The sequence below is a fragment of the Pseudoalteromonas sp. JC28 genome, assembly GCF_013319255.1.
Taxonomy (GTDB): domain Bacteria; phylum Pseudomonadota; class Gammaproteobacteria; order Enterobacterales; family Alteromonadaceae; genus Pseudoalteromonas.
In genome coordinates, this window is the sequence record NZ_QOKX01000001.1 from 131,590 (window position 1) to 157,462 (window position 25,873).

The 25,873-nt window shown below is 43.7% G+C and carries 17 protein-coding genes; 13 read left to right on the forward strand and 4 right to left on the reverse strand.

Features of this window, described 5'->3' with window-relative positions:
• Window positions 1-15 precede the first annotated feature (15 nt).
• The 8 genes from DS891_RS00455 to purF all read left to right on the forward strand — a co-directional run bounded on the left by DS891_RS00455 (window position 16) and on the right by purF (window position 12,934).
• The gene (locus DS891_RS00455) at window positions 16-1,032 is read left to right on the forward strand and encodes an aspartate-semialdehyde dehydrogenase (RefSeq protein ID WP_010606268.1); all 1,017 of its coding nucleotides are present in this window, start codon (window positions 16-18) and stop codon (window positions 1,030-1,032) included.
• Window positions 1,033-1,321: 289 nt separating this feature from the next.
• The gene (locus tag DS891_RS00460) at window positions 1,322-6,934 is read left to right on the forward strand and encodes a FimV/HubP family polar landmark protein (protein WP_174168516.1); all 5,613 of its coding nucleotides are present in this window, start codon (window positions 1,322-1,324) and stop codon (window positions 6,932-6,934) included.
• Between the two features lie 142 nt (window positions 6,935-7,076).
• On the forward strand, window positions 7,077-7,871 hold the full coding sequence (truA, locus tag DS891_RS00465; protein ID WP_010606270.1) for a tRNA pseudouridine(38-40) synthase TruA: 795 nt from the start codon (window positions 7,077-7,079) through the stop codon (window positions 7,869-7,871).
• Window positions 7,872-8,005: 134 nt separating this feature from the next.
• Window positions 8,006-8,881, forward strand: coding sequence for an acetyl-CoA carboxylase, carboxyltransferase subunit beta (gene accD / locus DS891_RS00470; protein ID WP_010606271.1), 876 nt, complete (start codon window positions 8,006-8,008; stop codon window positions 8,879-8,881).
• A gap of 26 nt (window positions 8,882-8,907) precedes the next feature.
• Window positions 8,908-10,164: a bifunctional tetrahydrofolate synthase/dihydrofolate synthase gene (gene folC, locus DS891_RS00475; RefSeq protein ID WP_102056437.1), complete on the forward strand. Its 1,257-nt coding sequence runs from the start codon at window positions 8,908-8,910 to the stop codon at window positions 10,162-10,164.
• A gap of 36 nt (window positions 10,165-10,200) precedes the next feature.
• Window positions 10,201-10,827, forward strand: a complete 627-nt coding sequence (locus DS891_RS00480) for an SPOR domain-containing protein (RefSeq protein WP_010606273.1) — start codon at window positions 10,201-10,203, stop codon at window positions 10,825-10,827.
• A gap of 61 nt (window positions 10,828-10,888) precedes the next feature.
• On the forward strand, window positions 10,889-11,383 hold the full coding sequence (locus DS891_RS00485) for a CvpA family protein (RefSeq protein WP_010369359.1): 495 nt from the start codon (window positions 10,889-10,891) through the stop codon (window positions 11,381-11,383).
• A gap of 18 nt (window positions 11,384-11,401) precedes the next feature.
• A complete protein-coding gene (gene purF, locus DS891_RS00490; protein ID WP_010606274.1) occupies window positions 11,402-12,934 on the forward strand; it encodes an amidophosphoribosyltransferase in 1,533 nt (510 codons plus the stop codon).
• A gap of 85 nt (window positions 12,935-13,019) precedes the next feature.
• On the opposite strand, the gene DS891_RS00495 is transcribed toward purF, so the two are convergent.
• Window positions 13,020-13,805 carry a MipA/OmpV family protein gene (locus DS891_RS00495; protein WP_010606275.1) on the reverse strand — a complete coding sequence of 262 codons (786 nt, stop codon included), beginning with the start codon at window positions 13,803-13,805 and terminating at the stop codon, window positions 13,020-13,022.
• Between the two features lie 219 nt (window positions 13,806-14,024).
• On the reverse strand, window positions 14,025-16,790 hold the full coding sequence (gene barA, locus DS891_RS00500) for a two-component sensor histidine kinase BarA (protein WP_174168517.1): 2,766 nt from the start codon (window positions 16,788-16,790) through the stop codon (window positions 14,025-14,027).
• A gap of 78 nt (window positions 16,791-16,868) precedes the next feature.
• Between barA and rlmD the strand changes: the two genes are divergently transcribed.
• From rlmD to eno, 5 genes are all read left to right on the forward strand, one after another.
• Complete coding sequence (gene rlmD, locus DS891_RS00505; protein WP_102056439.1) at window positions 16,869-18,188, forward strand: 23S rRNA (uracil(1939)-C(5))-methyltransferase RlmD; 1,320 nt, start codon at window positions 16,869-16,871, stop codon at window positions 18,186-18,188.
• Between the two features lie 92 nt (window positions 18,189-18,280).
• The gene (relA, locus tag DS891_RS00510; protein ID WP_174168518.1) at window positions 18,281-20,434 is read left to right on the forward strand and encodes a GTP diphosphokinase; all 2,154 of its coding nucleotides are present in this window, start codon (window positions 18,281-18,283) and stop codon (window positions 20,432-20,434) included.
• A complete protein-coding gene (gene mazG, locus DS891_RS00515) occupies window positions 20,418-21,242 on the forward strand; it encodes a nucleoside triphosphate pyrophosphohydrolase (RefSeq protein ID WP_010606279.1) in 825 nt (274 codons plus the stop codon). Before relA ends, mazG begins: the two co-directional genes overlap by 17 nt.
• Before the next feature lie 157 nt (window positions 21,243-21,399).
• Window positions 21,400-23,034 carry a CTP synthase gene (locus tag DS891_RS00520; RefSeq protein ID WP_010369341.1) on the forward strand — a complete coding sequence of 545 codons (1,635 nt, stop codon included), beginning with the start codon at window positions 21,400-21,402 and terminating at the stop codon, window positions 23,032-23,034.
• Window positions 23,035-23,276: 242 nt separating this feature from the next.
• Window positions 23,277-24,569 (forward strand): phosphopyruvate hydratase, encoded by a 1,293-nt coding sequence (eno, locus tag DS891_RS00525; RefSeq protein WP_010606280.1) that lies wholly within the window; start codon window positions 23,277-23,279, stop codon window positions 24,567-24,569.
• A gap of 66 nt (window positions 24,570-24,635) precedes the next feature.
• Here eno and DS891_RS00530 read toward each other — a convergent pair whose 3' ends face one another.
• Together DS891_RS00530 and mutH are read right to left on the reverse strand one after the other, a co-directional pair.
• Window positions 24,636-24,815 (reverse strand): hypothetical protein, encoded by a 180-nt coding sequence (locus tag DS891_RS00530; RefSeq protein WP_102056442.1) that lies wholly within the window; start codon window positions 24,813-24,815, stop codon window positions 24,636-24,638.
• A gap of 101 nt (window positions 24,816-24,916) precedes the next feature.
• Window positions 24,917-25,591, reverse strand: a complete 675-nt coding sequence (mutH, locus tag DS891_RS00535) for a DNA mismatch repair endonuclease MutH (protein WP_174168519.1) — start codon at window positions 25,589-25,591, stop codon at window positions 24,917-24,919.
• Window positions 25,592-25,873: the final 282 nt, after the last annotated feature.

Below are 25,873 nucleotides of genomic sequence, written 5' to 3' on the forward strand. Positions count from 1 at the left end.
GAATGAGGAAAAATAATGTCGCAAAAATATAATGTTGCGGTACTTGGCGCAACAGGTCTTGTTGGCAAGCAAATTATCGAATTACTAGCAGAACGAAAGTTTCCTGTAGACACATTATACCCACTCGCGAGTAGCCGAAGCGCGGGTGAAGAGATTGACTTTATGGGTGAAAAAATCGAAGTTCTGGATGTTGAAGAGTTTGATTTTTCTAATGCCCATATCGGTTTGTTTTCAGCGGGTGGTTCCGTGTCGGAGAAATATGCACCAATCGCCGCTGACGCTGGCTGCATTGTGATAGATAACACCTCACATTTTAGATACGACTTTGATATTCCATTAGTAGTTCCTGAGGTGAATAAAGACAGTCTTGCCGATTTTAGAAATCGTAATATCATTGCTAACCCAAACTGCTCTACAATCCAAATGCTAGTGGCACTTAAACCAATTTATGATGCCTATGGCATTGACAGAATTAATGTCTCAACTTATCAAGCGGTATCTGGTGCAGGTAAAGAAGCGGTAGATGAGTTGGCTAAGCAAACTGCAAACTTAATGAATGCAAGACCGATGGAAAACGAAGTGTTTAGCAAACAAATCGCTTTTAATGTCATTCCTCAAATTGATGCGTTCCAAGAAAATGGTTACACCAAAGAAGAAATGAAGATGGTGTGGGAAACGCAAAAAATCTTGGGCGACTCAAGTGTTTTGGTTAACCCGACTGCGGTTCGCGTTCCTGTGTTTTTTGGTCATGCTGAAGCCATTCATCTTGAAACGCGCATGCCTTATGATCTTGAACATGTTAAGCAGTTACTTGCTGATGCGCCGGGTGTTGAACTAATTGAAGACGAAAACGACTACCCAACACCGGTAAGTGATGCAAGTGGTAACGATACCGTTTATGTGGGTCGTGTAAGGCAAGATATTTCACATCCACTAGGCTTAAACTTATGGGTGGTATCAGACAACACCAGAAAAGGTGCAGCAACAAATAGCATTCAAATAGCAGAAGCCCTTATAGAAAGCTATCTATAGGTACCCTTTGATATCGCAAAGTAAGCAAAGTTTTGCTTACTTCTCTGCACTATGACGGCAAACTTCTGCCAAGAAGTTTGCCGTTAAGTCAAATACTTGACTATTCTTCACCTATATCAGCTATTCCAAAATCAGTAAAAAGCATTATAACCATGTTAACTTTCAATACGTTGCAATGGATATTCCAACATATCTGGTTTATAGTTTGCATTTGGAATAGAGCTTGCTTCAAAGCCATAATAATAAAACGTCGTTTAACGGGTGTTAAACATTTGAGTAAAGGATCGGCATGCGCGGTTTAGCCTTATTTAGTATCTTTGTATTCGCACTGATTGCCACACCAGTATATACCCAAGAGGGGGTAGTGCTAAAAGGCCCTAAAGGGGTTGATTATGGGGCTCAAGGTCGGTCAATAGGGCCTATCAGACCCACGGATACATTGTGGCGTATAGCACAAAAAGTGCGACCAGATGACTCGGTCACCATTTATCAGGTGATGAAGGCGCTTTATGATAAAAATCCTAATTCATTTCTAGATAAAAACCTCAACCATATGCAGGATGGGGCGTATTTACGTATTCCTACCATCAATGAAATTCGTAGTGTTAACCCTGAGTTGGCAAAGCAAAAGTCGGATCAAGATGACAAACTTTGGGAAATGAAGCGTAAGGGATTATTGAACCCAAATGCAATAAACGAAGCTGAAAAAAAGGTTACACAAGCTCGCAAAGTCGATGTTGAAGAAGCAAAAAAAGACCTGACTAATCAACTGCGCTCTTTAAAGATGGAACAGGACATGAGGCTGATGGACTTACAAAAAGAGTTCAAGTCCTCGGTGCGTAATGTTGAAGAAATCCTATCCGAAAACAATAAGTTAAAGCAACAGCTCGGCGCTATTTCTACCGAGCTTCAAACGGTTCGTACTCAGCTTGGAAAAGACAGCGAAATCCAACAACAGCTAAAGGCTGTTATCGACTTGCAAAATGAAATGATTGATCAGCAAGCCGCTCAAGCAAAAGCGCAAGAAAGTAGCGAGTTAAGCGCATTTTTTAGCTCGCCAGCTGGCATTGCATTACTTGCTACATTGCCAGCACTACTGGCAATTGCTGGATTCGTTATGTTCCTACGCCGGAGAAAGCAATCTCAGACGTCAACAGATGATGACGATTTTCTTCCGCAAACACCATCCGTGGCTGCAGGCGCTGTGGCGGGAGCTGCAACCGCTGCGACTGCATTTGACCCTGAGCCAGACCCACTTGATATCGGAATGGGCGACGATGAAGATGCACTGGGCGCAAGCGTTCAGTTAGATGACGATATCTTACCTGAAGACGATGAAATTACCTTTGACTCACTTGATGACGACTTCGATGAAGGAAGTGATACGTTAGATCAAGACGAACTGGATAGCTTACTAAACGAAGATATTTCGTTTGGTGATGATCACGACGAAGACTTTATGCAACAGAGCTTCGAGGAGGCTGATGATGAAGTTTCGCTCGATGTTGATGATAGCAAAGATATTTTAAGTGACAGCGATCTAGATGATTTGTTCAACGAGTCTCAAGACGAAGAAATTGATGTTAGCGATGATGCGCTTGCTGCCCTGAGCGAGGAACTTGCTGATGAGCAAGCGGATGCTGTTGCAAACGACGATGATATCGATTCAATTCTGGACGGGGCGCTAGATGAAGAACCCGAATTTAGCGGTAACTTTGATAGTGAGAGTTTAGTCGATGCTGATGATATCGATGCACTACTTGATGCTTCTCAAGATGCTGACGATGATGCACTGCCTGATTTTGAGGAACCAAGTAGTGAGCTTGCGGGTGATGATATTGATGCTCTATTAAATGAAGTTCAAGACGATGCGTTAGCTGAAATTAACGAAGAGCCAGATACGCTTGATGGTGATGATATCGATGCTATATTGGATGAAGCACAGGAAGATACGTTGCCAGAATTAGAAGAAGAGTCAGATGCTCTCGCTGGTGATGATATCGATGCTTTATTGGATGAAGCGCAAGAAGATACGTTGCCAGAATTAGAAGAAGAGTCTGACGATCTAGCAGGTGATGATATTGATGCTTTATTGGATGAAGCGCAAGAAGATACGTTGCCGGAATTAGAAGAAGAGTCCGATGATCTCGCTGGTGATGATATCGATGCTTTATTGGATGAAGCACAGGAAGATACGTTGCCAGAATTAGAAGAAGAGTCAGATGCTCTCGCTGGTGATGATATTGATGCTTTATTGGATGAAGCACAAGAGGATACATTACCTGAACTGGAAGAAGAGTCCGATGAACAGGCCGACGATGAACTCGATGCTTTATTGGATGAAGCACAAGAAGATACGTTGCCGGAATTAGAAGAAGAGTCTGACGATCTAGCTGGTGATGAACTCGATGCTTTATTGGATGAAGCACAGGAAGATACGTTGCCGGAATTAGAAGAAGAGTCCGATGATCTCGCTGGTGATGAACTCGATGCTTTATTAGATGAAGTACAGGAAGAGCCGTTACCTGAACTGGAAGAAGAGTCCGATGAACTCGATGCTTTATTGGATGAAGCACAAGAAGATACGCTGCCGGAATTAGAAGAAGAGTCAGATGCTCTCGCTGGTGATGATATCGATGCTTTATTGGATGAAGCACAGGAAGAGCTGTTACCTGAACTGGAAGAAGAATCCGATGAACAGGCCGACGATGAACTCGATGCTTTATTAGATGAAGTACAAGAAGATACGTTGCCGGAATTAGAAGAAGAGTCAGATGATCTCGCTGGTGATGATATCGATGCTTTATTGGATGAAGCACAGGAAGAGCTGTTACCTGAACTGGAAGATGAATCTGATGAACTGGCCGACGTTGAACTCGATACATTAGTTGAAGAAACACCAGAAGAAGCTTTGCCAGAGCTGGAAGAAGAATCTGATGAACTGGCCGACGACGATCTCGATGCATTAGTTGACGAAACACCAGAAGAAGCTTTGCCAGAGCTGGAAGAAGAATCYGATGAACTGGCCGACGACGATCTCGATGCATTAGTTGACGAAACACCAGAAGATGGTTTGCCAGAGCTGGAAGAAGAATCTGATGAGCTGGCCGACGACGATCTCGATGCATTAGTTGACGAAACACCAGAAGATGGTTTGCCAGAGCTGGAAGATGAATCTGATGAACTGGCCGACGTTGAACTCGATACATTAGTTGACGAAACGGCAGAAGAAGCTTTGCCGGAGCTGGAAGAAGAATCCGATGAACTGGCCGACGACGATCTCGATACATTAGTTGACGAAACGGCAGAAGATGGTTTGCCAGAGCTGGAAGAAGAATCTGATGAACTGGCCGACGACGATCTCGATGCATTAGTTGACGAAACGGCAGAAGAAGCTTTGCCGGAGCTTGAAGAGGAAGTTGGTGAGCCAGCAGATAACGAGCTTGATGGTTTATTAGATGAAGCACCAGAAGATGCTTTACCAAAGCTGGAAGAGGTATCTGACGAGCGTGAACTAGGATCTGAACAGCTTTTAGCAGAGTCTGAGCAAACGGAGTCAGGACACTTGTCTGGTATGTTGGATGAAGAGGATGCTATTCCGGAATCATCTGAAGAACTGATGGAAGATACATTGCAGTCCGATCTAGCCAATGAAGCAGATTTTAGTGATGAGAATGTTCAAGCTGACGAAGACAGTGAATTTGAAGATCCTGACTTAAAAAGTGTTGATGAGCTATTACAGGAGCTTCAAGCCGAAGAACAGTTTGAGTTGGATGCTGAACTTGAAGACGATTTTTCGGATGAAGAAGTTGAAATTGAGCTGGGAGATGATCCACTTAATGACGAAGTGGATTTACTGGCAGAAGAAGAGTTTCTTGACGAAGAAGATCTGCAACCAAGCGCAGAGCTAGAGAGTTACCCTGAGCTGGAACTTGGCGAAGAACTTGAAACTACTGACTCGCAAAGCGAAACCGAAAAAGCATTATCAGAAGCATTATCCAATGACGCTCAATTTGATATAGAGGACGGGCTTGATGACGATCTTCTCGACGATGAAATCTCTGGCTTTGATGAAGATGATTTGCCTGAATTTAGTGCGGATTTCGACGAAGATACCTTGCTTGAAAACGAACCTGAAGCACCAGTCGAAGCAGCAGAAAGTGATACGCTTGAGTCTGAACCTGAACTGGAAGTTGAAGACGAGCTGCCGGAGTTAAACGCAGATTTTGACGAAGAAACCTTGCTTGAAGATGAGCCTGAAGCACCAGTCGAAGCTGCAGAAATTAATACGCTTGAGTCTGAACCTGAACTGGAAGTTGAAGACGAGCTGCCGGAGTTAACTGTAGATTTTGACCAAGAAACCTTGCTTGAAGACGAACCTGAAGCACCAGTCGAAGCAGCAGAAAGTGATACGCTTGAGTCTGAACCTGAACTTGAAATCGAAGATGATCTGCCAGAGTTAAACGCAGATTTTGACGAAGAGACCTTGCTTGAAGACGAACCTGAAGCGCCAATCGAAGCAGCAGAAAGTGATACGCTTGAGTCTGAACCTGAACTTGAAATCGAAGATGAACTGCCAGAGTTAAACGCAGATTTTGACGAAGAGACCTTGCTTGAAGACGAACCTGAAGCACCGGTCGAAGCTGCAGAAAATGATGAGCTTGAGTCTGAACCTGAACTGGAAGTTGAAGACGAGCTGCCGGAGTTAAACGCAGATTTTGACGAAGAAACCTTGCTTGAAGACGAACCTGAAGCGCCAATCGAAGCAGCAGAAAGTGATACGCTTGAGTCTGAACCTGAACCTGAACTGGAAGTCGAAGACGAGCTGCCAGAATTAAACGCAGATTTTGATGAAGAGGCTTTGCTTGAAGACGAATCTGAAGCGCCGCTCGACGAAGCTGAAAGTGATACGCTTGAGTCTGAATCTGAGCTTGAAATCGAAGACGAGCTGCCAGAATTAAACGCAGATTTTGATGAAGAGGCTTTGCTTGAAAACGAACCTGAAGCACCAGTCGAAGAAGCAGAAAGTGATACGCTTGAGTCTGAATCTGAGYTTGAAATCGAAGACGAGCTGCCAGAATTAAACGCAGATTTTGATGAAGAGGCTTTGCTTGAAAACGAACCTGAAGCACCGGTCGAAGCAGCAGAAAGTGATACGCTTGAGTCTGAACCTGAACTTGAAATCGAAGATGAACTGCCAGAGTTAAACGCAGATTTTGACGAAGAGACCTTGCTTGAAGACGAACCTGAAGCACCGGTCGAAGCTGCAGAAAATGATGAGCTTGAGTCTGAACCTGAGCTTGAAATCGAAGACGTGCTGCCAGAATTAAACGATGAAGATGACTTGGAAACTCTACTTTCTGAGCCACAAACTGAATCTGAATTACCAGAGGTCAATGAAGCCGAGATTGAAAAAGAATTTATGGCTGACTTTACCCAAGCAGACTTCGATGCTCTACTCAGCGAACTGGACGATCCCAGTGACTTTGACGCCGGAAATGCAGAAGATTTTGAAGTAGATTTCGATAGCTTGTTACAAGACGAATTGGTCGCAGGGGAAGCCCAAGCGCTACCAACGGACGCCGAAGGTACAGAAGACTACTTAGAAATTGAAGACCTACTTGAACAAAGCGACGATCTTGATAGCGATGTTGAACCTTACGTCGGTGCAAATATGGATGTTGGGCTTGGCGATTTTGAAGAACTATTAGCGGGTGAAAATACCACGGATGTTGATTTAGAGGATGAAGGGTTTGCCGCTAAACTAGATTTAGCGAAAGCTTATATCGAAATTCAAGATTATGATTCGGCGATATCAACGCTCAACGATGTTATTGAGAATGGTCCGGATTCTGTGCAAGCTGAGGCAAAGTCGCTTAAATCCAGTCTTACAGAGTCTTAATACTCACATCAACGATACCGACCACACAAAGTAATTGCCTTGTTTGGCCGGTATCATCATCTACTTCTTAGCTTAAGCGCTTTAATTCACATCGCCAATGGCATAAAATGTCGTTTTTGTTATGGGTTGCGATAGAAAAAGTATGCGAGTAGCGTTAGGCATTGAATATAATGGTGCAAATTATAGTGGTTGGCAGAGGCAAAATCATGTCAGCAGTGTCCAAGAAGAAATAGAAAAAGCGCTATCGAATATCTGTAATCATCCCGTTGAGATAACTTGCGCGGGGCGCACTGATGCAGGGGTTCATGCAACGGGTCAACTCGTGCATTTTGACACGGATTCAGCTCGCGATATGAGCGCTTTTACATTAGGAATGAACTCTCAGCTTCCCGACGACATTGCGGTACGATTTGCTAAAGAAGTCGACCCTGAGTTCCATGCTCGTTTTTCTGCGACAGCTCGTCGATACCGCTACGTTATTTATAATCACACCTACAGGCCGGGTATTTTACGCAGTGGCGTAACGCATTTTCACCACGAGCTTGATGTTGAAAGAATGAAAGTTGCATGCCCTGTGATGATAGGGGAGCAAGATTTCACTTCTTTCAGGGCGGTACATTGTCAGTCTAATACGCCGTTTCGTAATATCCATCACTTAGAGGTGAAACGCATTGGCAAATATATTGTCATTGATATTAAAGCAAATGCGTTTTTGCATCATATGGTGCGCAATATTACAGGTTGTTTACTTGATATTGGTGTTGGCAAGCAAGAGCCTGAGTGGATGGCGGAGCTGCTTGTTGCAAAAGATCGCACGTTAGCAAGTGCTACGGCAAAACCTAACGGATTGTATTTAGTTGATGTGGACTATCCTGAACAATGGCAAATAGAAAAGATGCCGCTTGGGCCTTTATTCTTGCCTGAGGAATTAGTGTAACGGTCATATTTATGTAGTACCTTGTACTCTTAAGACCAGTTTTTTATATCACCTATAGCTAAATCATGATTTAATTGGGAAAAGATGTCTGTCTTTACTGACGGAACAGAATAAAGCACGATAGAGAGTTGCAAATGAGTTGGTTAGAAAAGATCTTACCTAAAACCACTAAATCTTCTGGTAAAAAAGAGATCCCAGAAGGGGTTTGGGCAAAGTGTACAGATTGTGATTCAATCCTATACAAAGCGGAATTAGAAAAGTCGTTAAACGTATGTCCTAAGTGTGATCATCACATGCGCATTACGGCACGTAAGCGCCTTGAAAGTTTTTTAGATGATGCAGATCGTCAAGAGCTTGGCACAGAGCATGAGCCACAAGACGTATTAAAGTTTAAAGACTCTAAAAAATATTCAGATCGTATCGTTCAAGCGCAAAAGGTAAGTGGTGAAAAAGACGCTTTAGTTGCAATGAAAGGCCGCGTAAAGGGTATTCCTGTTGCTGCTGTTGCTTTTGAGTTTTCCTTTATGGGTGGTTCAATGGCGTCGGTTGTTGGTGCGAGATTTGTTGATGCAGTTAACGTTTGTTTAGAACATAACATGCCGTTAATCTGTTTCTCTGCATCTGGTGGTGCACGTATGCAAGAAGCACTTATGTCATTGATGCAAATGGCAAAAACAAGTGCTGCATTGGCAAAAATGAGTGATAAAGGCTTGCCATTTATCTCTGTATTAACCGATCCAACTATGGGTGGTGTTTCTGCATCATTGGCAATGCTTGGTGATATCAATGTGGCAGAGCCAAAGGCACTTATCGGTTTTGCGGGTCCACGTGTTATCGAACAAACTGTACGTGAAACTCTACCTGATGGTTTCCAGCGCAGTGAGTTCTTATTAGAGCACGGTGCGATTGACATGATCGTCGACCGTCGTGAAATGCGCGATACGTTAGCGCGTATTTTGGCGAAGTTTATGGACTTGCCTTCCACTGAACAAGAGCATAGAGTAGCGTAAATTTTTCAAATTGAGCTACTCAACTTATGACGGTTAAACAGCCTAGCCAATCATCAAGCCTTGATGATTGGCTTTGTTATTTAGAAGCAATTCATCCAGCCACCATTGAAATGGGACTTGAGCGTGTAGCGCAAGTTGCCGAGCAAGCCGGATTACTTGAGCCTTTCAGTAAAATTATTCTAATTGGTGGAACCAATGGTAAAGGCACAACGGCCAGGTGCTTGGAGTCGTTGTTGCTCGCACAAGGGTTTTCGGTTGGCACCTACGCTTCACCACATTTAGTGCGCTACAACGAGCGTGTCCGAGTGAATGGGGCAGAGCTTGAAGATCAGTATCATATCGATGCATTTAAATTCCTCGATGACACCCGCAAAGACACTCAGCTGACCTATTTTGAGTTTGGTACGCTTGGCGCGTTAAGTATTTTCAAGCGCTGTAAGGTTGATTATATTTTGCTTGAAGTTGGTTTAGGCGGGCGCTTTGATGCGACGAATATAGTCTCGCCATTTGCCTCTGTTATCACGACTGTTGACTTAGATCATAAAGAGTATCTGGGTGATACCCGAGAGCTGGTAGGCTATGACAAAGCTGGCATTTTCCGCAGTGGTAAGCCTGCAATCGTTGGCGATTTAAATATTCCACATACGGTTACAGACTATGGCGACGAAATTGCGGCAGATATGGTGTTATCAAAGCGCGATTTTTATTTTACCCCGCTAGATTCTCAGTTTAGATGGCAATATCTTGATTTTGATTGGCACTTCGACAAACCAGCCATTCCAGCACAAAATGCTGCGACAGCGTTAACGGTATTAGCTAAACTTGAGTTGCTACCTAGCTATGATGCAGTGAAGACTTGTTTGGCAAATTTGCAAGTGGAAGGTCGCTTTCAGCGACTCAATACCACGCCGCTAGTCTATACAGATGTTGCTCATAATCCAGAGTCTGCAAGATATTTGGCAACTAAGTTACAAGAACTAAAGCAAAAAGGGTTTAAAATTCATGCCTTAGTCGCTATGCTTGCGGATAAAGACAAAGCCAGTGTGCTGAAAGAAGTCACCCAATATGTAGATAGCTGGAGTTTAGCTTCACTTTCAGGGCCTCGTGGAGAGCGTGCGGAAAACCTTAAACCTTTGCTTGACCCAAGTTGCAATGTCACCTTATTCGATAGCGTTACAGCAGCACTTGATACTCAGCTCGATACCCTTACGAGCGATCAGGCATTGGTGGTATTTGGCTCGTTCTTTACCGTTGCTGAGGCAATGGAATACTGGCGAAAATAACCAAAGAAGATTTAACGTTTAGTAGAGAGTAAAGTTGTGAACTCAGTATTTATAAATCGCCTTGTTGGAACGAGTATCGTCGTGGTTGCTGCGGTGATCTTTATTCCAAATATCCTTGATGGTGAAAAGGTCCACTACAAGGAAGGATTTCAAGCGATCCCTGAAAGACCTGAGTTCAAAACCATTGATCTCCAAGAAAAAGTGGACGCGCAAGCCAAACTTGCGCCTGAGTTGCCCTCTGATCCGTTGGAAGATATTGACGCCGATGATGCAAAACTAGAAGGCACGGAAGAGACAACGCTAGCCAATACGCCGCAATCGGATACGTCACCTACACACGTTGAGGCGAAACCCGTCGCAACGACCGACAAAGTTGAGGTGGCGAAATTAACGCGTCCAGAGAGTGCTAACTTTTCAAAAATGGCCTATGTCATTCAGCTTGGTAGCTTTTCGCATAAGTCGAACGTCGATGCACTGACGAAGAAGCTTGCTGACAATGGCTTTAAAACCTTTACAAAACCCGTTAAAACCCCTAATGGTACACTGACAAAAGTGTTTGTCGGACCAGACTTAAATAAAGCTGAACTTGAAGCTAAGTTACCAGAACTAAAGAAATTAACTAAGTTAAATGGTCGTTTGACACAATTTGAAGTGACAAAATGATCTGGCATTTAGATGCCAAACCTTTTAGAATGCGCCCCACATTAACGACTTATTGGTTACTATGATCTGGGTTGATTACGCCATTCTTGGTATTGTTGGTTTATCGACTATCTTTGGCTTGCTTCGAGGCTTTGTCAAAGAAGCGATGTCACTTGTCGTATGGATCGGCGCTTTTTTCATCTCTAGTATTTTTTACCAATATCTCGCAACCTTCCTAACATTCATTTCAGAACCCCTTTTAAGAAATGCAGCCGCAATAGCCATACTCTTTTTTGCGACCTTGATGTTAGGCGGGCTTGTTAATTATGTCTTGAGTGAACTGGTTCAAAGAACAGGGCTCTCAGGCACCGATAGGATCTTTGGGATTGTATTCGGTGGACTTCGAGGTGTGTTGGTCGTTAGCGCCTTACTCTTTTTCCTTGATGCGTTTACCAGTGCACCAGACACGCAGTGGTGGAAAACATCAAACTTAATTCCTGAATTTGGCTTTGTAATAGAGTGGTTTTTCTCCTATCTTGAACATAACTCGAGCTTTTTAGATTCAGTAAACCGTTAATCGGCGAGGAAATTTTTAATGTGTGGTATCGTTGGGATAGTCGGAACATCTCCTGTTAATCAGGCGATTTATGACGGCTTAACTGTTTTGCAACACCGCGGCCAAGATGCGGCTGGCATTATTACCATTGACAACAATACGTTTAGCTTACGAAAAGCAAACGGTCTAGTGAAAGACGTATTTCATACAAGACATATGAAACGCCTACAGGGCAACATTGGTCTTGGTCATGTACGTTATCCTACTGCTGGCTCTTCAAGCTCAGCAGAAGCTCAACCTTTCTACGTAAACTCTCCATTTGGTATTGCCCTTGCACACAACGGCAACTTAACCAATGCAGAAAAATTAAAAGAGCGTTTGTTTACTCAAGCGCGTCGCCACGTTAATACTACGTCTGATTCAGAGATCCTGCTGAACATCTTAGCTCACGAGCTTGGCAAAACAGACAAGATGAAATTAGACGCGGAAGACATGTTTACGGCAGTAACTGAGGTTGTGTCTATTGTTTCTGGTGGTTACGCGAGTATCGCGATGATCATCGGCCATGGTATTTTGGCATTTAGAGACCCTCATGGTATTCGTCCGCTTGTGTTCGGTAAGAAAGAAACTGAGCGTGGCATGGAATACATGTTCGCTTCGGAGAGTGTTGCATTGGCAACGGATGGCTTTGAGTTTGTGCGAGATGTTGCACCTGGTGAAGCTATTTACGTAACCGAAAAAGGTGAGTTTTTTTCTCAGATCTGCGCTGCTAAAACGACGCTTGCACCTTGTATCTTCGAGTTTGTATATTTTGCTCGTCCAGATTCAAACATTGATAAAATGTCTGTTTATGCGACTCGCGTGAATATGGGTACCAAGCTCGGTGAGAAAATCGCGACAGAGTGGGGCGACAAAGATATCGACGTGGTTATCCCAATCCCTGAAACATCATGTGATATCGCACTTGAAATTGCTTCCGTGCTAGGGCTTCCTTATCGCCAAGGGTTTGTTAAGAACCGCTACATTGGCCGTACTTTCATTATGCCTGGCCAAGAGCTGCGTAAGAAGTCTGTACGTCGTAAACTTAACGCGATTGACAGAGAATTCGCTGGTAAGAACGTGCTACTTGTCGACGATTCGATTGTGCGAGGCACAACATCAGCGCAAATCGTTGAAATGGCGCGTGAAGCGGGTGCGAAGAACGTGTACTTTGCATCAGCAGCACCAGAGGTAAGATTCCCGAACGTATATGGCATCGATATGCCTTCTGCATCAGAGCTAATCGCTCATGGTCGTGAAGTGGAAGATATCAATGCGAGTATTGGCTCGGACGGTTTGATCTACCAATCCCTAAGCGATTTGATTGCAGCCGTTGGTCAAGAAAATCCAGAGATCGTTCGCTTTGAGACTTCGGTATTTGATGGTCAATACATCACAGGTGACGTTGACCAGAACTACCTCAACCATATTGATGAGCTACGCAACGATTCGGCAAAGTCTAATCGTGAAGCCGCGATGTCTGCAAGCCTTGAGCTACACAATCAAGAAGCGGAAAGCGCCGAAAGCGACTAAACTAGTTGATGATGTGAATAAGCATTATGATAAAAAACCCAAGTTTAACTTGGGTTTTTTATTTAATTTTAACTCAGACAACAGCCTAAAATTGATAGACTAGGCCAACATAAGCGAGGTCACTGGTGTCTCTGTCTAGCAAAGGGCTATTGGCAATAACATCATCGAGTTTAGTTCGAGTTATCCCACCAACCAGACTGAGTTGTGTTTTTATCTGATAATGCGCAGTCAACCCTGCGGAATAATTCACAGCGTCATCAGCAGTTAAGTAGCGGAATCGGCCTCGGCTAATATCGATATTTTCACCAGTTATTCCATAGATATAATTAACATAATCAGACTGCTGCCATTCTACATTACCTACTGCCGAGATTTTAAATCCTCGACCATCGTTGTACAGTGGGATTGATACTGAAAAAGTAGCCGTGGTTGAATCTGAATTATCGGAAATATCACTGTGACCAGCGAGCGTAAACCACAGATAGGTGACGCCATAGTTAACCGTGACATCGCCATCCGGCGCGTCATATCCGTCAAAAATCTTATCTTCAGACTTTGCGTCTCGGAATACACCGTCATAGCCATCTTGACGATAGCCCAACCCAGAGTAGACAGATAAATCTTCAGTAATAGGAAAGCGGTAACCAATTAGGCTATCTTTGTTGATAAACCAATTTCCTTTTTGAATATCTATAATGGGAATTGAGATAAACTCACTGTCAATGCCTTTCCATGGCAAATCTGCAGCCGCGGCTCCTCCCCCTAAACGAACCTGCCATTCGTTAGATTTCGGCTCAATGGCATGACTAAAAGAAGCAAAGGTTAATGTGAAGACGGCAGCAGACGTGAGTGCTGACTTGATTAGATACATACAGAATTCCTTTCGTAAGTTAAAAATTGCGAGAATTTAGAATGTAAGAAGTTTGTTACAAGACTTGGGGAAGTGCTGTTAGAAAGTGTAATAAATTGTCGGGAAACGTTGTTTTAAGTGTTATCTGTTTAAGAAATCGTTGTTGTCTTACATCCCTAATCTACTCGCCACTTCAAAAGGGTTTTTATAAAGTAGCGAGCAGATAGGTGTGTATAAGATTTAACTGGATTGAGTGAGATCAGAATCTGTTAGTAATACAGTTAGTCCATCAACCAGCTCAAATAGCTCAGGCTCGATATCACTGAGTGGTTTTTCTTGTTTTAATCCCGTTTCAATGATCTCAGCCAATTTCTTTAGGGTTGGTACGCCAGTATAACAGCAGGCACCGTGGAATTTATGAACTATTTTGAGCAGCGTCGGGAGATCCTCTGCGTCTTGTGCAGACTCCAACTGCTGCAACGTTTCGGGCACGCTAGAAAGCAGCATATTGAGCATTTCCAATGCTAAATCAGGTTTATTACCCGCTCGCTGTAATGCTAATCCCCAATCTAACATTTGGCTATTAAATGGCGGCACGCTGTGCTGATGACTCTCAATATTTTTTTGTCTCGCTACTGGTGAAGACGCGCTATGGTCGCAAATAATTTGCTTGAGCATATCTTCATCTATGGGTTTAGTCATATAGTTACTAAAGCCATCTTTAAGCAGTTGCTCTTTTTCGCCAGCAAGCGCATGTGCTGTGACGGCGATGATAGGGGTATCCTCATTTAACGACGACTCTCTTATGCTTCTACAGGCGCTTATACCATCCATTATGGGCATTTGAATATCCATAAATATCAGGTCGTATTTTCTTGATTTACATAAACTGACTGCTTGAGCACCATTATGCGCTGTATCTATTGCCTCTACTTGTTCATCTAACAATGTGCATATCAACTTCAAGTTAGCATCGTTATCGTCTGCAACCAGCACTTTAAGTGGCAGACTTGTGGCTTCGATTTCATTGGCACTCATGTCTGGATGGTCTAAACGATAAGGTGCTGCAAGCATTTCGCATAGTTTTCTGTGGTTAAGTGGCTTGCTTAAACAAGCGTCAGCTCCACTGCCAATAAGCGCCTCACGCATATTATGTGAGACGGTATTAACCATCAAATATAGGTAGTCTGCAGATCCGCGAGCTTGCTTGATGTAACTCTTAACGGTTTGCATTTGGTCGACGCTTGCCATAGATCCAATTAAACAGATATCGTAATTAAAATCTTGGCCTAAGGCAGTATCGAACTCTTCTTCGGTAAGGCAGCGAGTGACCTGCATTTCCCACGCTTGTAGTTGAGCTATTACCGCATAATGAGTATGCTCTTGTGGTTCAAAGTAGAGCACGCGTTTATTTTCAAGCGGCTTGCTTGGTAAGTTGTCGTTGTAGAGGCGGTTTGGTAATGCAAAGACCGCGTTAAATGAGAAACAGGTGCCATTTCCTGGTGCTGAGTTAAGAGTGATACGACCATTCATCGCCTCAACAATATGCTTAGTGATGATAAGACCTAGACCTGTGCCACCAAATTTACGGGTAATACTAGTATCGGCTTGAGCAAACGGCGTAAATAGTGCGTCTTGCTTATCCTGAGCAATACCGACCCCGGTATCGCTGACAGACACTAGCAACGAGGACTGAGATTCATCCATCAGACGGTGGTTAATATCCACTTTGACTGAGCCTTTTTCCGTGAACTTGATGGCATTACTGATCAGATTGGTCAATACCTGTTTAAATCGCGTAGGATCGCCAATTAAGTTGTCGGGCACTTGGCGATTAACAGAAATGGAAAACTCCAACTGCTTTTCGTGAGCGCTTGGCGCTAATAAGGTCATGACCTCATTGACGGCGTCGCGTAATTCAAACTGGATATTCTCCAGCTCCATAGCACCAGCCTCTAGCTTTGAAAAATCCAAGATGTCACTAATGATGGTAAGCAGGCTATTTGCAGATAGCTCTATGGTATCTAAATAATCTTTTTGGTGTTTATTTAATGGTGTTTTATAAAGTTGACGGGTAAAGCCTATAACACCATTGAGCGGCGTTCTAAGTTCATGACTCATCTTAGCCAAGAAATCCGACTTTACGCGGTTAGCATCTTGTGCCTCTTTTTTGGCAATATTGAGCTGAATATTCTGCGTTTCATACTGCTCTAGGGTTTCACGATAATCACTAGTTGCCTGGTCAATGTGCTTTTGCATTTCGTCTTTTTGATTTGCCATCTTTCTGCCAATAACGATCAAGCCTTGGCGCAAAAGCTCAAATTCACCCCGCATCGGCTCATTGATTGCGATGTCTTGTTTACCTTCGTTGAGCTTGTCTGTGGCTAAAATCAAATTGGCAATTGGTTTGGTTAGCATACGTGACAATCGCATGGCCAACATAACACTAAGTAAAAAGGAGAAAATAATAACAATGGCACTCAAAATCAGCGCGCGTTGCTGCGATATCAACGCTTGGTCTTTACTGATCTCTACAACTAAAATCGCCAGCGTAGCCGGCTCTGCACTGTGCCAATCGGTTTTTTTTGCTAAATGGTTTTTAACTGGTGAATAAAACACAAAGGTATTTTTTAGTGTAGTGACTTCGGTGGTTTGTAGCTTTTGCACTTCACCAAAATAATGTAATTTATCGAATTCACTATGATAATTACTGGTAAGAATAAGCTGATTTTGGCTATCAAACAGCGCGATGCTTTTTACCAGTGGTGCATGTTTATTGTGTGCCTGGCTTAAAATGCGGTGTAAGTGCGCTTTATCTTGTTTTTCTATTGGGTATTCTACTGACATGGCAAGTGAATCTGCAATGCGATTTCCCTGACTTATCAGAATTTCCTCAAGCTCTACGTAGCGATTTATAGTAAAATAACCACCAAGTAGCAAGCCAACCAAAAGGGTTGGCAAAAGAGTGAGTAGTAAAATACTGTCACGCAGGTTTAATTTTGTCATAGGGTCAAAAAAGTGCAGAGAAATCTGTAACTAAGATTATCTTTTACCGACGTGATAAGCAAACAAATGAGGAACCCAATGGCACAGATTTTTCGTGCTAAGAAAGCTGCTAAGCCGTCAAAGCAAATAGAATTAAGCATAGAGTCAATGGATCATCAGGGGCGAGGTGTTGCTCGCCATGAAGGTAAGGTCTGTTTTGTGGCTGGTGCCTTGACTGGTGAGCGAGTGAGAGCACAGGTTGTACAGGCAAAGTCTAAACTGTTGGAAGCGAAGGTGATCAAAGTACTTAATGCCTCCAAAGAGCGTGTTAAACCGTTTTGCCCGCATTACCAGCAGTGCGGTGGTTGTAGCTTGCAGCATCAAAGTATTGATGGTCAGCTCAATGAAAAGCAACATGCAGTCGAAAAACTTTTTGCGCGTTTTGCCAACATCGAGCACTTACCTTGGCAAGCGCCGATCACCTCTATGGCGCTTCATTATCGCCGTGCAGCTCGTTTGGCATGCATTTTTGATAAACAAAGCAAAAGCGTCAAGTTAGGCTTTAGAGCAAGTCAGTCGAAGCAGATTATCGAAATAGCGCAGTGTGACGTATTGGTGTCGCCTTTTGATCGTATTGTTAACACGCTAAGTTTGCTAGCACAGTCGCTAAGTGAGTTTAGACTAATCAGTCATATTCAGCTTTGTCAGGCTGACAACTATAACTATGTGTTGTGTCGTCATACAAAGCCACTGTCCGCTTCGACTCGCGAAACGCTACAAAACGAGCTGGAAAATTGTCAGGTACTGTTTGACGATGGCGAGACGCCAGTTGTGTATTCCCAGTTGCCGCACTATCACCTTGGTGAATTTGACTTAACACTTGAATTTAAATTGAACAACTTTATTCAAGTGAATCAATCGGTAAATGAAGCAATGCTGCGCCAAGCGACAGACTGGCTACAGCTGAATAACGATGAAAGTGTCCTCGACCTTTTCTGTGGGGTGGGAAATTTCTCTTTGGTGCTCGCAAAACAAGCAAAAAATGTGATTGGGGTAGAAGGTGAAGCGCAATCGGTTGCAATGGCTCAGCAAAATGCGCAAACTAATAAAATCAGTAATGTTCAGTTTCACTGTTTTGATCTAACCCAGTCGATTGCAGAGGCTGCTTGGTTCGACGCAAATCTGGATGTATTAGTACTGGACCCTTCAAGGCCGGGGGCGCTTGAGGTACTGCAGCAATTACCTTTGACGCAGTTTACCCGTATTTTATACGTGTCATGCGACCCAGTTACACTGGCGCGCGATTCTTTGGTGATAGCGCAGGCAGGCTTTGAAATAGAAAAGCTTGGCTTAATGAATATGTTTGTCCACACGGGACATATCGAAACCATGGCGCTGTTTAAAAAGCAGTGTAAATAACCTGAGCTATGAGGCCGTTATTGCCCGAGCATTAGGCTAGATAATTTACCCGAAAATGAGGCGGGTAAGTAATTTTAAGGAGGTATTAAAACATGGTTGCTACTCGGCAGTCGCATCAAACCACTTTGCCACTGGAGTTTGATGCGCGACTCACTATCTTAAACTTGTCTGAAGATCAAAGAGCATGGCTGCAAAAGGCCTATGAACTTTGTCCCGCGGATGAGTCAACGGAACATCTCAATAACGCCATCGAAATGGTAGAGATCCTTGCAGACTTAAATTTTGATAGCGAATCCTTAGCAACTGCGTTTTTAACTCCTTATTTTGTTGCTGGAAAGTTGTCCCTTGAGCAAGTGGAAGAAGCGCTTGGCAAAAATATCTCTCTGCTTTTAAGAGGGGTGGAGAATATGGACACCATCAGCACTTTGGCACACCAAAGCTCGGGTAAGGTACAAGTCGACAACATCCGCCGTATGTTACTTGCTATGGTGGAAGATGTGCGCGCTGTAGTGATTAAGCTTGCTGAGCAAATCTGCCATTTGCGTGCGGTTAAGAAAGCATCTGAAGAAGAAAGAGTCGTTGCTGCAAAAGCGGCTGCCAATATTTTTGCACCACTTGCGAACCGTTTGGGGATTGGCCAATTAAAATGGGAACTTGAAGATCTCTCTTTCCGTTATTTGCATCCGGATACGTATAAGTCTATTGCCAAGAAGCTTTCTGATAAACGCCTAGACCGCGAAGCCTATATGGAAAATATGGTTAATTCGGTGGCACAAAAACTTGCGGATGCAGGCATTAAAGCGCAGGTCTACGGTCGCCCTAAGCATATTTATAGCATTTATAAAAAAATGGCGCAGAAAAGCTATGAATTCGAACAGTTGTTCGACATTCGAGCTATGCGTGTGGTGGTAGATGAAATTCAAGATTGCTACGCCGCGTTGGGCATTGTGCACACCAGTTGGCGGCATTTAAACAAAGAGTTTGACGACTATATTGCTACGCCTAAGCAAAACGGCTATCAGTCTATCCACACCGTGGTGTTTGGTCCTGAGGGCAAAACGGTAGAAATCCAAATCCGTACCGAGGCCATGCATCGAGATGCAGAGCTTGGGGTGGCGGCTCATTGGATGTACAAAGAAGGTGCATTGCCGGGCAGAAACTCAGGATACGAGCAAAAAATTAGCTGGCTACGCAAATTGTTGCAGTGGCAAGAAGAAGTGGTAGATGGCAGCGAAATAGCAGATGAGCTGAAGAATCAGGTTGTCGAAGACCGTGTTTATGTATTCACGCCCAAGGGCGATATCTTTGATTTGCCACTAGGCTCGACGCCACTCGACTTCGCTTACTACATTCATTCTAATGTTGGACATCGCTGCATTGGTGCAAAAGTGTTTGGTAAAATAGTGCCTTTCACTTACACATTGCGTACAGGCGATCAGGTAGAGATTCTTACCCAGAAAAATGCTTCGCCAAGTCGAGATTGGTTAAACCCGTCGCTGGGATATATTCATTCTTCAAGAGCGCGCAGTAAGATCCATCACTGGTTTAAGCAGCAAGATAGAGACAAAAATCTTCAAGCGGGTAAGGAAATTTTAGATAGTCATCTGCAAAAACTAGATATTACCTATAAAGATTTAGAACCCGCGATTGACCGCTTTAACTTTAAAGAACTCGACGATTTAATGGTGGCGATTGGTGCCGGTGATATTCGTATCAATCAATTCCTGAACTACGTGCAAGATAAACCTGAGGATACACCTAAGTTAAAAATCTCCTCGCCAAAACACACTAAAGGCGACAAAAATGCAGTGGTCGTTGATGGGGTAGGCAGCTTAATGAGTCATATGGCGAAATGCTGTGAGCCAGTACCGGGCGATGAAATTGTGGGTTACATCACGCAAGGGCGAGGTATTGCCGTGCATCGCTCTGATTGTGAGTCATTTGCTCATATTACGGATATACATCCAGAGCGTGAGATTGCAGTCAGTTGGTCAGAGGATGTTAAAGCGTCGTACGCCATTACATTAAAAATTGAAGCACACGACCGCCAAGGGCTGATCCGAGACATTAGCGCTGTGCTTGCCAATGAAAAAGTCAATGTGCTCAATATGAATGTACAAACCCAAGACGATAAAAACGTGGCGGTATTTATGATGAAGGTAGAGGTGGATGACCTTTCTGCTATGCATCGCTTGCTGACTAAATTGATGCAAATCGAAGGTGTTTTTGATGCCAAACGACTCTAAGCCTTCGGCAACAATGGGGATAGAGCAGCTGCTAGAGATTATGTCGCAGCTACGCGACCCAAGCACTGGATGCGACTGGGATAAGAAGCAAACCTTTAAAACCATTGTCCCTTATACGTTAGAAGAAGCACACGAAGTTGCCGATGCTATCGAGCAAGGCGACTTTGCTCACTTAAAAGAAGAGTTGGGGGACTTGCTGTTCCAAGTGATTTTTTATGCTCAGCTTGGAAAAGAGCAGGGGTTGTTTGACTTTGCTGACATAGTGCAAACTCTCAATGACAAATTAGTGAGACGCCACCCTCATGTATTTGAAAAGCAGGAAAGCTTAAGCGAAGCAGAGCTTGAGCAGCAATGGCACGCCATTAAACAGCAAGAAAAACAGGCACAAAAACAAGGGGCGTTCGCGGCAGATATTCCAAGCAGCTTGCCTGCATTATCAAAAGCCTACAAAATTCAAAAGCAAGCAGCCAAACTCGGATTTGACTGGCCAAGTTATCACGGCGCGTGGGATAAAGTACAAGAGGAAATAGCAGAGGTGAGCGAGGCGCTGCAAGTTGATCCACGCTCTGAACATACAGCGGAAGAGGTGGGCGACTTGTTGTTTGCAACTGTGAATGTGAGCCGGCATATAAAACGAGATCCGGAGCAGCTGCTACGTCAAGCCAATGAGAAATTTAAAAATCGCTTTGTGCAAGTCGAAGCCGTTTTGAATGAGTCCTCACTATCACTTAAAGATGCGAGCTTGGAGGAGATGGATGGTGCTTGGGAGACAGTGAAACGTCGTCAACGCAGTAAAAACAGAGACTGATTTTACGGTTTGTTCGTTATTTAAAACGACCTCCTGATAAAATATATTACCGTGCTAAGTCATTTTTAGCTGGAATGACTTAGGTGCTTTTGCTATACTATCGCCCCGTCTTGATTCTTATTTAAATTCCAATTTTCCTGAAATTTCTAGGGTTCGCATGAGTACAAAATTTATCTTCGTAACGGGCGGAGTAGTATCCTCCTTGGGTAAAGGTATTGCAGCTGCTTCTTTAGCCGCTATTTTAGAAGCACGTGGCTTGAAAGTAACGATTCTAAAGCTGGATCCTTACATCAATGTTGACCCTGGGACCATGAGCCCTATCCAACACGGTGAAGTATTCGTAACCGAAGACGGCGCGGAAACCGACCTTGATCTTGGTCACTACGAGCGTTTTATTCGCACTAAAATGACCAAGCGTAACAACTTTACACAAGGCCGCGTATTTGAAGACGTGTTGCGCAAAGAGCGTAGAGGTGAGTACTTAGGTGCCACTATTCAGGTTATTCCTCACATCACAAACGACATCAAGCGTCGCGTGCTTGAAGGCGCGGAAGGCCATGATGTTGCTATCGTAGAGATCGGTGGCACGGTTGGTGATATCGAGTCACAACCTTTCCTAGAAGCAATTCGTCAGCTAGGCACAGAGCTTGGTCGTGAGAGCGCTTTGTTTATGCATTTGACGCTAGTGCCTTTCTTAGGCCCTGCGGGTGAAGTGAAAACTAAGCCAACCCAGCACTCTGTGAAAGAGCTTCGTTCAATCGGTATTCAACCTGATATTTTGATCTGTCGTTCAGATCGTAAATTACCAGCGAATGAGCGCGCGAAGATTGCCCTATTCACTAACGTGGAAGAAAAAGCTGTTATCTCGCTACAGGACGTAGACAGTATTTATAAGATCCCTGCGCTATTGAAGTCGCAAGAGCTCGATAACATCATTTGTCGTCGTTTCTACCTTGAACGTCCAGAAGCGGATTTATCTGAGTGGGAACAGGTACTTTATCAAGAGTCAAATCCTACTGGTGAAGTGACAATTGGTATGGTTGGTAAATACATTGAATTACCGGACGCATATAAATCAGTTAACGAAGCATTGAAGCATGCAGGTTTGAAAAACCGTTTAACGGTGAATATTGAATATGTTGACTCTCAAGATATCGAGAGCAAGGGCACTGAGTTACTTGAGCACCTTGATGCTATCTTAGTACCTGGTGGCTTTGGTAACCGTGGCGTTGAAGGTAAGATTTTAGCTGCAAAGTATGCACGTGAAAACAAAGTACCATACCTAGGTATTTGTTTAGGGATGCAAGTTGCGCTAATCGAGTATGCACGTAACGTTGCAGGTCTTACTGGTGCTAACTCAACTGAATTTGATCTTGAAAGCCCACACCCAGTGGTTGGTCTGATCACTGAGTGGTTAGATGCAGATGGTAAGATTGAAGTACGTGACCACGACTCTGATCTTGGTGGCACTATGCGTCTTGGCGCGCAGCTTTGCCACTTAAAAGAGGGCTCTAAGGTGCGTGAAGTATACGGTAATGCCGAAATCGTTGAGCGTCACCGTCACCGCTACGAAGTAAACAACAACTATGTTGCTGAGCTTGAAAAAGCGGGTCTGCAATTTACTGGTCTGTCAGAAGACAAGAAACTAGTTGAGATTATCGAGAATAAAGATCACCCTTGGTTTATCGCGGCTCAGTTCCACCCTGAGTTCACGTCAACGCCTCGTGATGGTCACCCATTATTTGAAGGTTTTGTTGCGGCGGCATACAGCCACCAAAAGGCATCTTCGTAATAAGAAAAAGCCGTGCTCTTGCACGGCTTTTTTGTTGCAGAAGGTTTTGCAATAGGCGCTAAGAGTAGTGTTTATCGCCAAACTTTTTCTTATCTGCCGGCGCGTCAATGTGATACGTGTAAATTCTTCACTTTGCGAAGCAACAGAGATAAGGCAAACTTTAAAGCGGGTTTATTGACCCTGAATTCGCCTGCGACAGAAGCAGTGCAACACACACCACTTTGGGAATAAGAGGAATCAAGATGTCAAAAATCGTTAGAGTGATTGGCCGTGAAGTTATGGACTCACGCGGTAACCCAACAGTAGAAGCGGACGTACACCTAGAGTCAGGTGCATGGGGCCGTGCATGTGCGCCATCAGGTGCATCTACGGGTACCCGTGAAGCACTAGAGCTACGTGATGGTGATAAGTCTCGTTACTTAGGTAAAGGTGTATTAACAGCGGTAAACTACGTAAATAACGAAATCGCGGCAGCACTTGAAGGTCAAAACGCGCTAGAACAACGTGCAATCGACCAAATTATGTTGGACTTAGACGGCACTGAAAACAAAGAAAAACTAGGTGCGAATGCCATCCTTGCGGTATCTCTAGCAACAGCAAAAGCAGCTGCACAAGACAAAGGCGTGGCGCTATACGAGCATATCGCAGACATCAACGGTACAGCAGGTCAGTACTCAATGCCAGTTCCGATGATGAACATTATCAATGGTGGTGAGCACGCGGATAACAACGTTGATATTCAAGAGTTTATGGTTCAGCCTGTTGGCGCAAAGAGCTTCCGTGAAGCACTACGTATGGGTGCTGAAATCTTCCATAGCTTGAAAAACGTACTTAAGTCACGTGGCCTGAACACTGCTGTTGGTGATGAAGGTGGTTTTGCTCCAGACCTTAAGTCAAATGAAGAAGCGCTAGAAGTGATTGTTGAAGCGGTTGCAGCAGCTGGCTACGAAATGAACAAAGACGTAACACTAGCACTTGACTGTGCAGCGTCTGAGTTTTATGTCGATGGCAAGTATGACCTAAAGGGCGAAGGTAAAACATTCGACTCGGAAGGTTTTGCAGGCTTCTTGGCCGATCTTGCAGCACGTTACCCAATTGTATCAATCGAAGATGGCCTAGACGAAAGCGACTGGGCTGGCTGGAAAGTCCTAACAGATAAAATCGGCGATAAAGTTCAGCTAGTGGGTGATGATCTTTTTGTTACTAACACTAAGATTTTAAAGCGTGGTATTGAAGAAAGCATTGGTAACTCAATCTTGATTAAATTCAACCAGATTGGTTCACTGTCTGAAACGCTTGATGCCATCAAAATGGCGCAAGATGCTGGCTTTACTGCCGTTATTTCACACCGCTCTGGTGAAACTGAAGACGCAACCATTGCTGATTTAGCAGTGGCGACAGCGGCAGGTCAAATTAAGACAGGTTCACTTTGTCGTTCGGATCGTGTAGCTAAGTACAACCAGTTACTACGTATTGAAGAAGCGCTAGGTGAAAAAGCGGTATACAAAGGCCGTAGTGAAATCAAAGGTCAGTAATTAGCATTACTTGATGTATTGTAAAAACGCCAGTTTAGTTACTGGCGTTTTTGTTCCTAACGTTCATCACCAAACTTCACAATGCCCTTGGCCATATCGGAATGTCCAACAGACTTGAAGTGAATTACAAGTATCATCCATCGTTGCTGCTCCATTACCTCCAGCAACAGCTGGTGTCATCTTGGTCACAAGTATTTTGTTCACACTAAGTTCTTTAATCGATTTTTTGTTGAACTTTAATTTCATTGTCGTTTCCTTCTATAAAAAATATAAATGTTAACCAAATCCATACAAGATGTTGGTTGTGTTACATTTGTACTTTTTGTATAAAAAGTCAACAGGTGTTTTTAAGCACCAAACTCTTGCGCTAATATCGATTGGGTGAAGTTAATTTTCAAATAAAAACCTCTTGGCAAAGTTTGCACTATTTTACCGTTAGGCCCTATAGCGTCGGTAAGCGCTTTGGCATTTGCCGCTTTTGGCCTTATCTGCATGACTTCTCCAAGATGCCCTGAGATTTCCTCTACATGGCCCGTAGCGATTAACTCGATTTGCTCTTCCCAGTCTCTTCGTAACAATTGTTCTTGATGCGCGTCTGGCCGCCATAAGAAGCCGTGTCCAATAACCCTATCTATTAAAGGAATTTCTCGCTCGGCTAATATGGGTAGCCAAAGAACGTGAGCTAATTTCTTTTTAACACTCGACGCTTCCCATGTTAATCCTGTTAACTGAGTCAGCGGCACGACAGAAACATAGGTGGTCTCTAGCGGTTTGCCTTGATAGCTTATGGGCAAAGTCTTGAGTTCAACGCCAATATGCTCAAAATCAGGCACAGGCTTTGAGCCCGCGGTGGCACCTAAGGCCGCTTCTATGAGTTGTCCTACCCAGCCTTTCTCTTTGAGCAAGTCTTGTGGTGTTTTAAACGAGAGCTGATGAGCGAGTTCACCTAATGTTAAACCGGCTATGTTTTCAACACGCTGCATAAGTTCGCCCACAGAGCGTGGTGGTGTAACTGATGGCAAGCGATACTCCTGAGTCTATCCCCTAAAAACACGATTATAAAAGAAATCATGTGGTGAAGTAAGTTGGTTATTTTGCACTCAACTTAAGTGTGGTTTGTTATTTCAACATATGGTTAAAGTAATAACTTTATTATCTATATGATAAATATGAAGTTATTTTTATTTTGCTACAGTCAGAGCGGCTTGGAAATCTTATGGCTTTGGATAAATACAAGACTATAAACATAATTATCCACAGAATATGTGGAAAACCTGAGGTTTGAAGTGTGTAATTGTGGATTT

What these genes read in the sequence shown, in the direction of transcription:
- DS891_RS00455 (WP_010606268.1), top strand. Translation starts at nt 16, where the DNA reads ATGTCGCAAAAATATAATGTTGCGGTACTTGGCGCAACAGGTCTTGTT.
- truA (WP_010606270.1), top strand. Translation starts at nt 7,077, where the DNA reads ATGCGAGTAGCGTTAGGCATTGAATATAATGGTGCAAATTATAGTGGT.
- accD (WP_010606271.1), top strand. Translation starts at nt 8,006, where the DNA reads ATGAGTTGGTTAGAAAAGATCTTACCTAAAACCACTAAATCTTCTGGT.
- folC (WP_102056437.1), top strand. Translation starts at nt 8,908, where the DNA reads ATGACGGTTAAACAGCCTAGCCAATCATCAAGCCTTGATGATTGGCTT.
- DS891_RS00485 (WP_010369359.1), top strand. Translation starts at nt 10,889, where the DNA reads ATGATCTGGGTTGATTACGCCATTCTTGGTATTGTTGGTTTATCGACT.
- purF (WP_010606274.1), top strand. Translation starts at nt 11,402, where the DNA reads ATGTGTGGTATCGTTGGGATAGTCGGAACATCTCCTGTTAATCAGGCG.
- DS891_RS00495 (WP_010606275.1), bottom strand. Translation starts at nt 13,805, where the DNA reads ATGTATCTAATCAAGTCAGCACTCACGTCTGCTGCCGTCTTCACATTA.
- barA (WP_174168517.1), bottom strand. Translation starts at nt 16,790, where the DNA reads ATGACAAAATTAAACCTGCGTGACAGTATTTTACTACTCACTCTTTTG.
- rlmD (WP_102056439.1), top strand. Translation starts at nt 16,869, where the DNA reads ATGGCACAGATTTTTCGTGCTAAGAAAGCTGCTAAGCCGTCAAAGCAA.
- relA (WP_174168518.1), top strand. Translation starts at nt 18,281, where the DNA reads ATGGTTGCTACTCGGCAGTCGCATCAAACCACTTTGCCACTGGAGTTT.
- mazG (WP_010606279.1), top strand. Translation starts at nt 20,418, where the DNA reads ATGCCAAACGACTCTAAGCCTTCGGCAACAATGGGGATAGAGCAGCTG.
- DS891_RS00520 (WP_010369341.1), top strand. Translation starts at nt 21,400, where the DNA reads ATGAGTACAAAATTTATCTTCGTAACGGGCGGAGTAGTATCCTCCTTG.
- eno (WP_010606280.1), top strand. Translation starts at nt 23,277, where the DNA reads ATGTCAAAAATCGTTAGAGTGATTGGCCGTGAAGTTATGGACTCACGC.
- DS891_RS00530 (WP_102056442.1), bottom strand. Translation starts at nt 24,815, where the DNA reads ATGAAATTAAAGTTCAACAAAAAATCGATTAAAGAACTTAGTGTGAAC.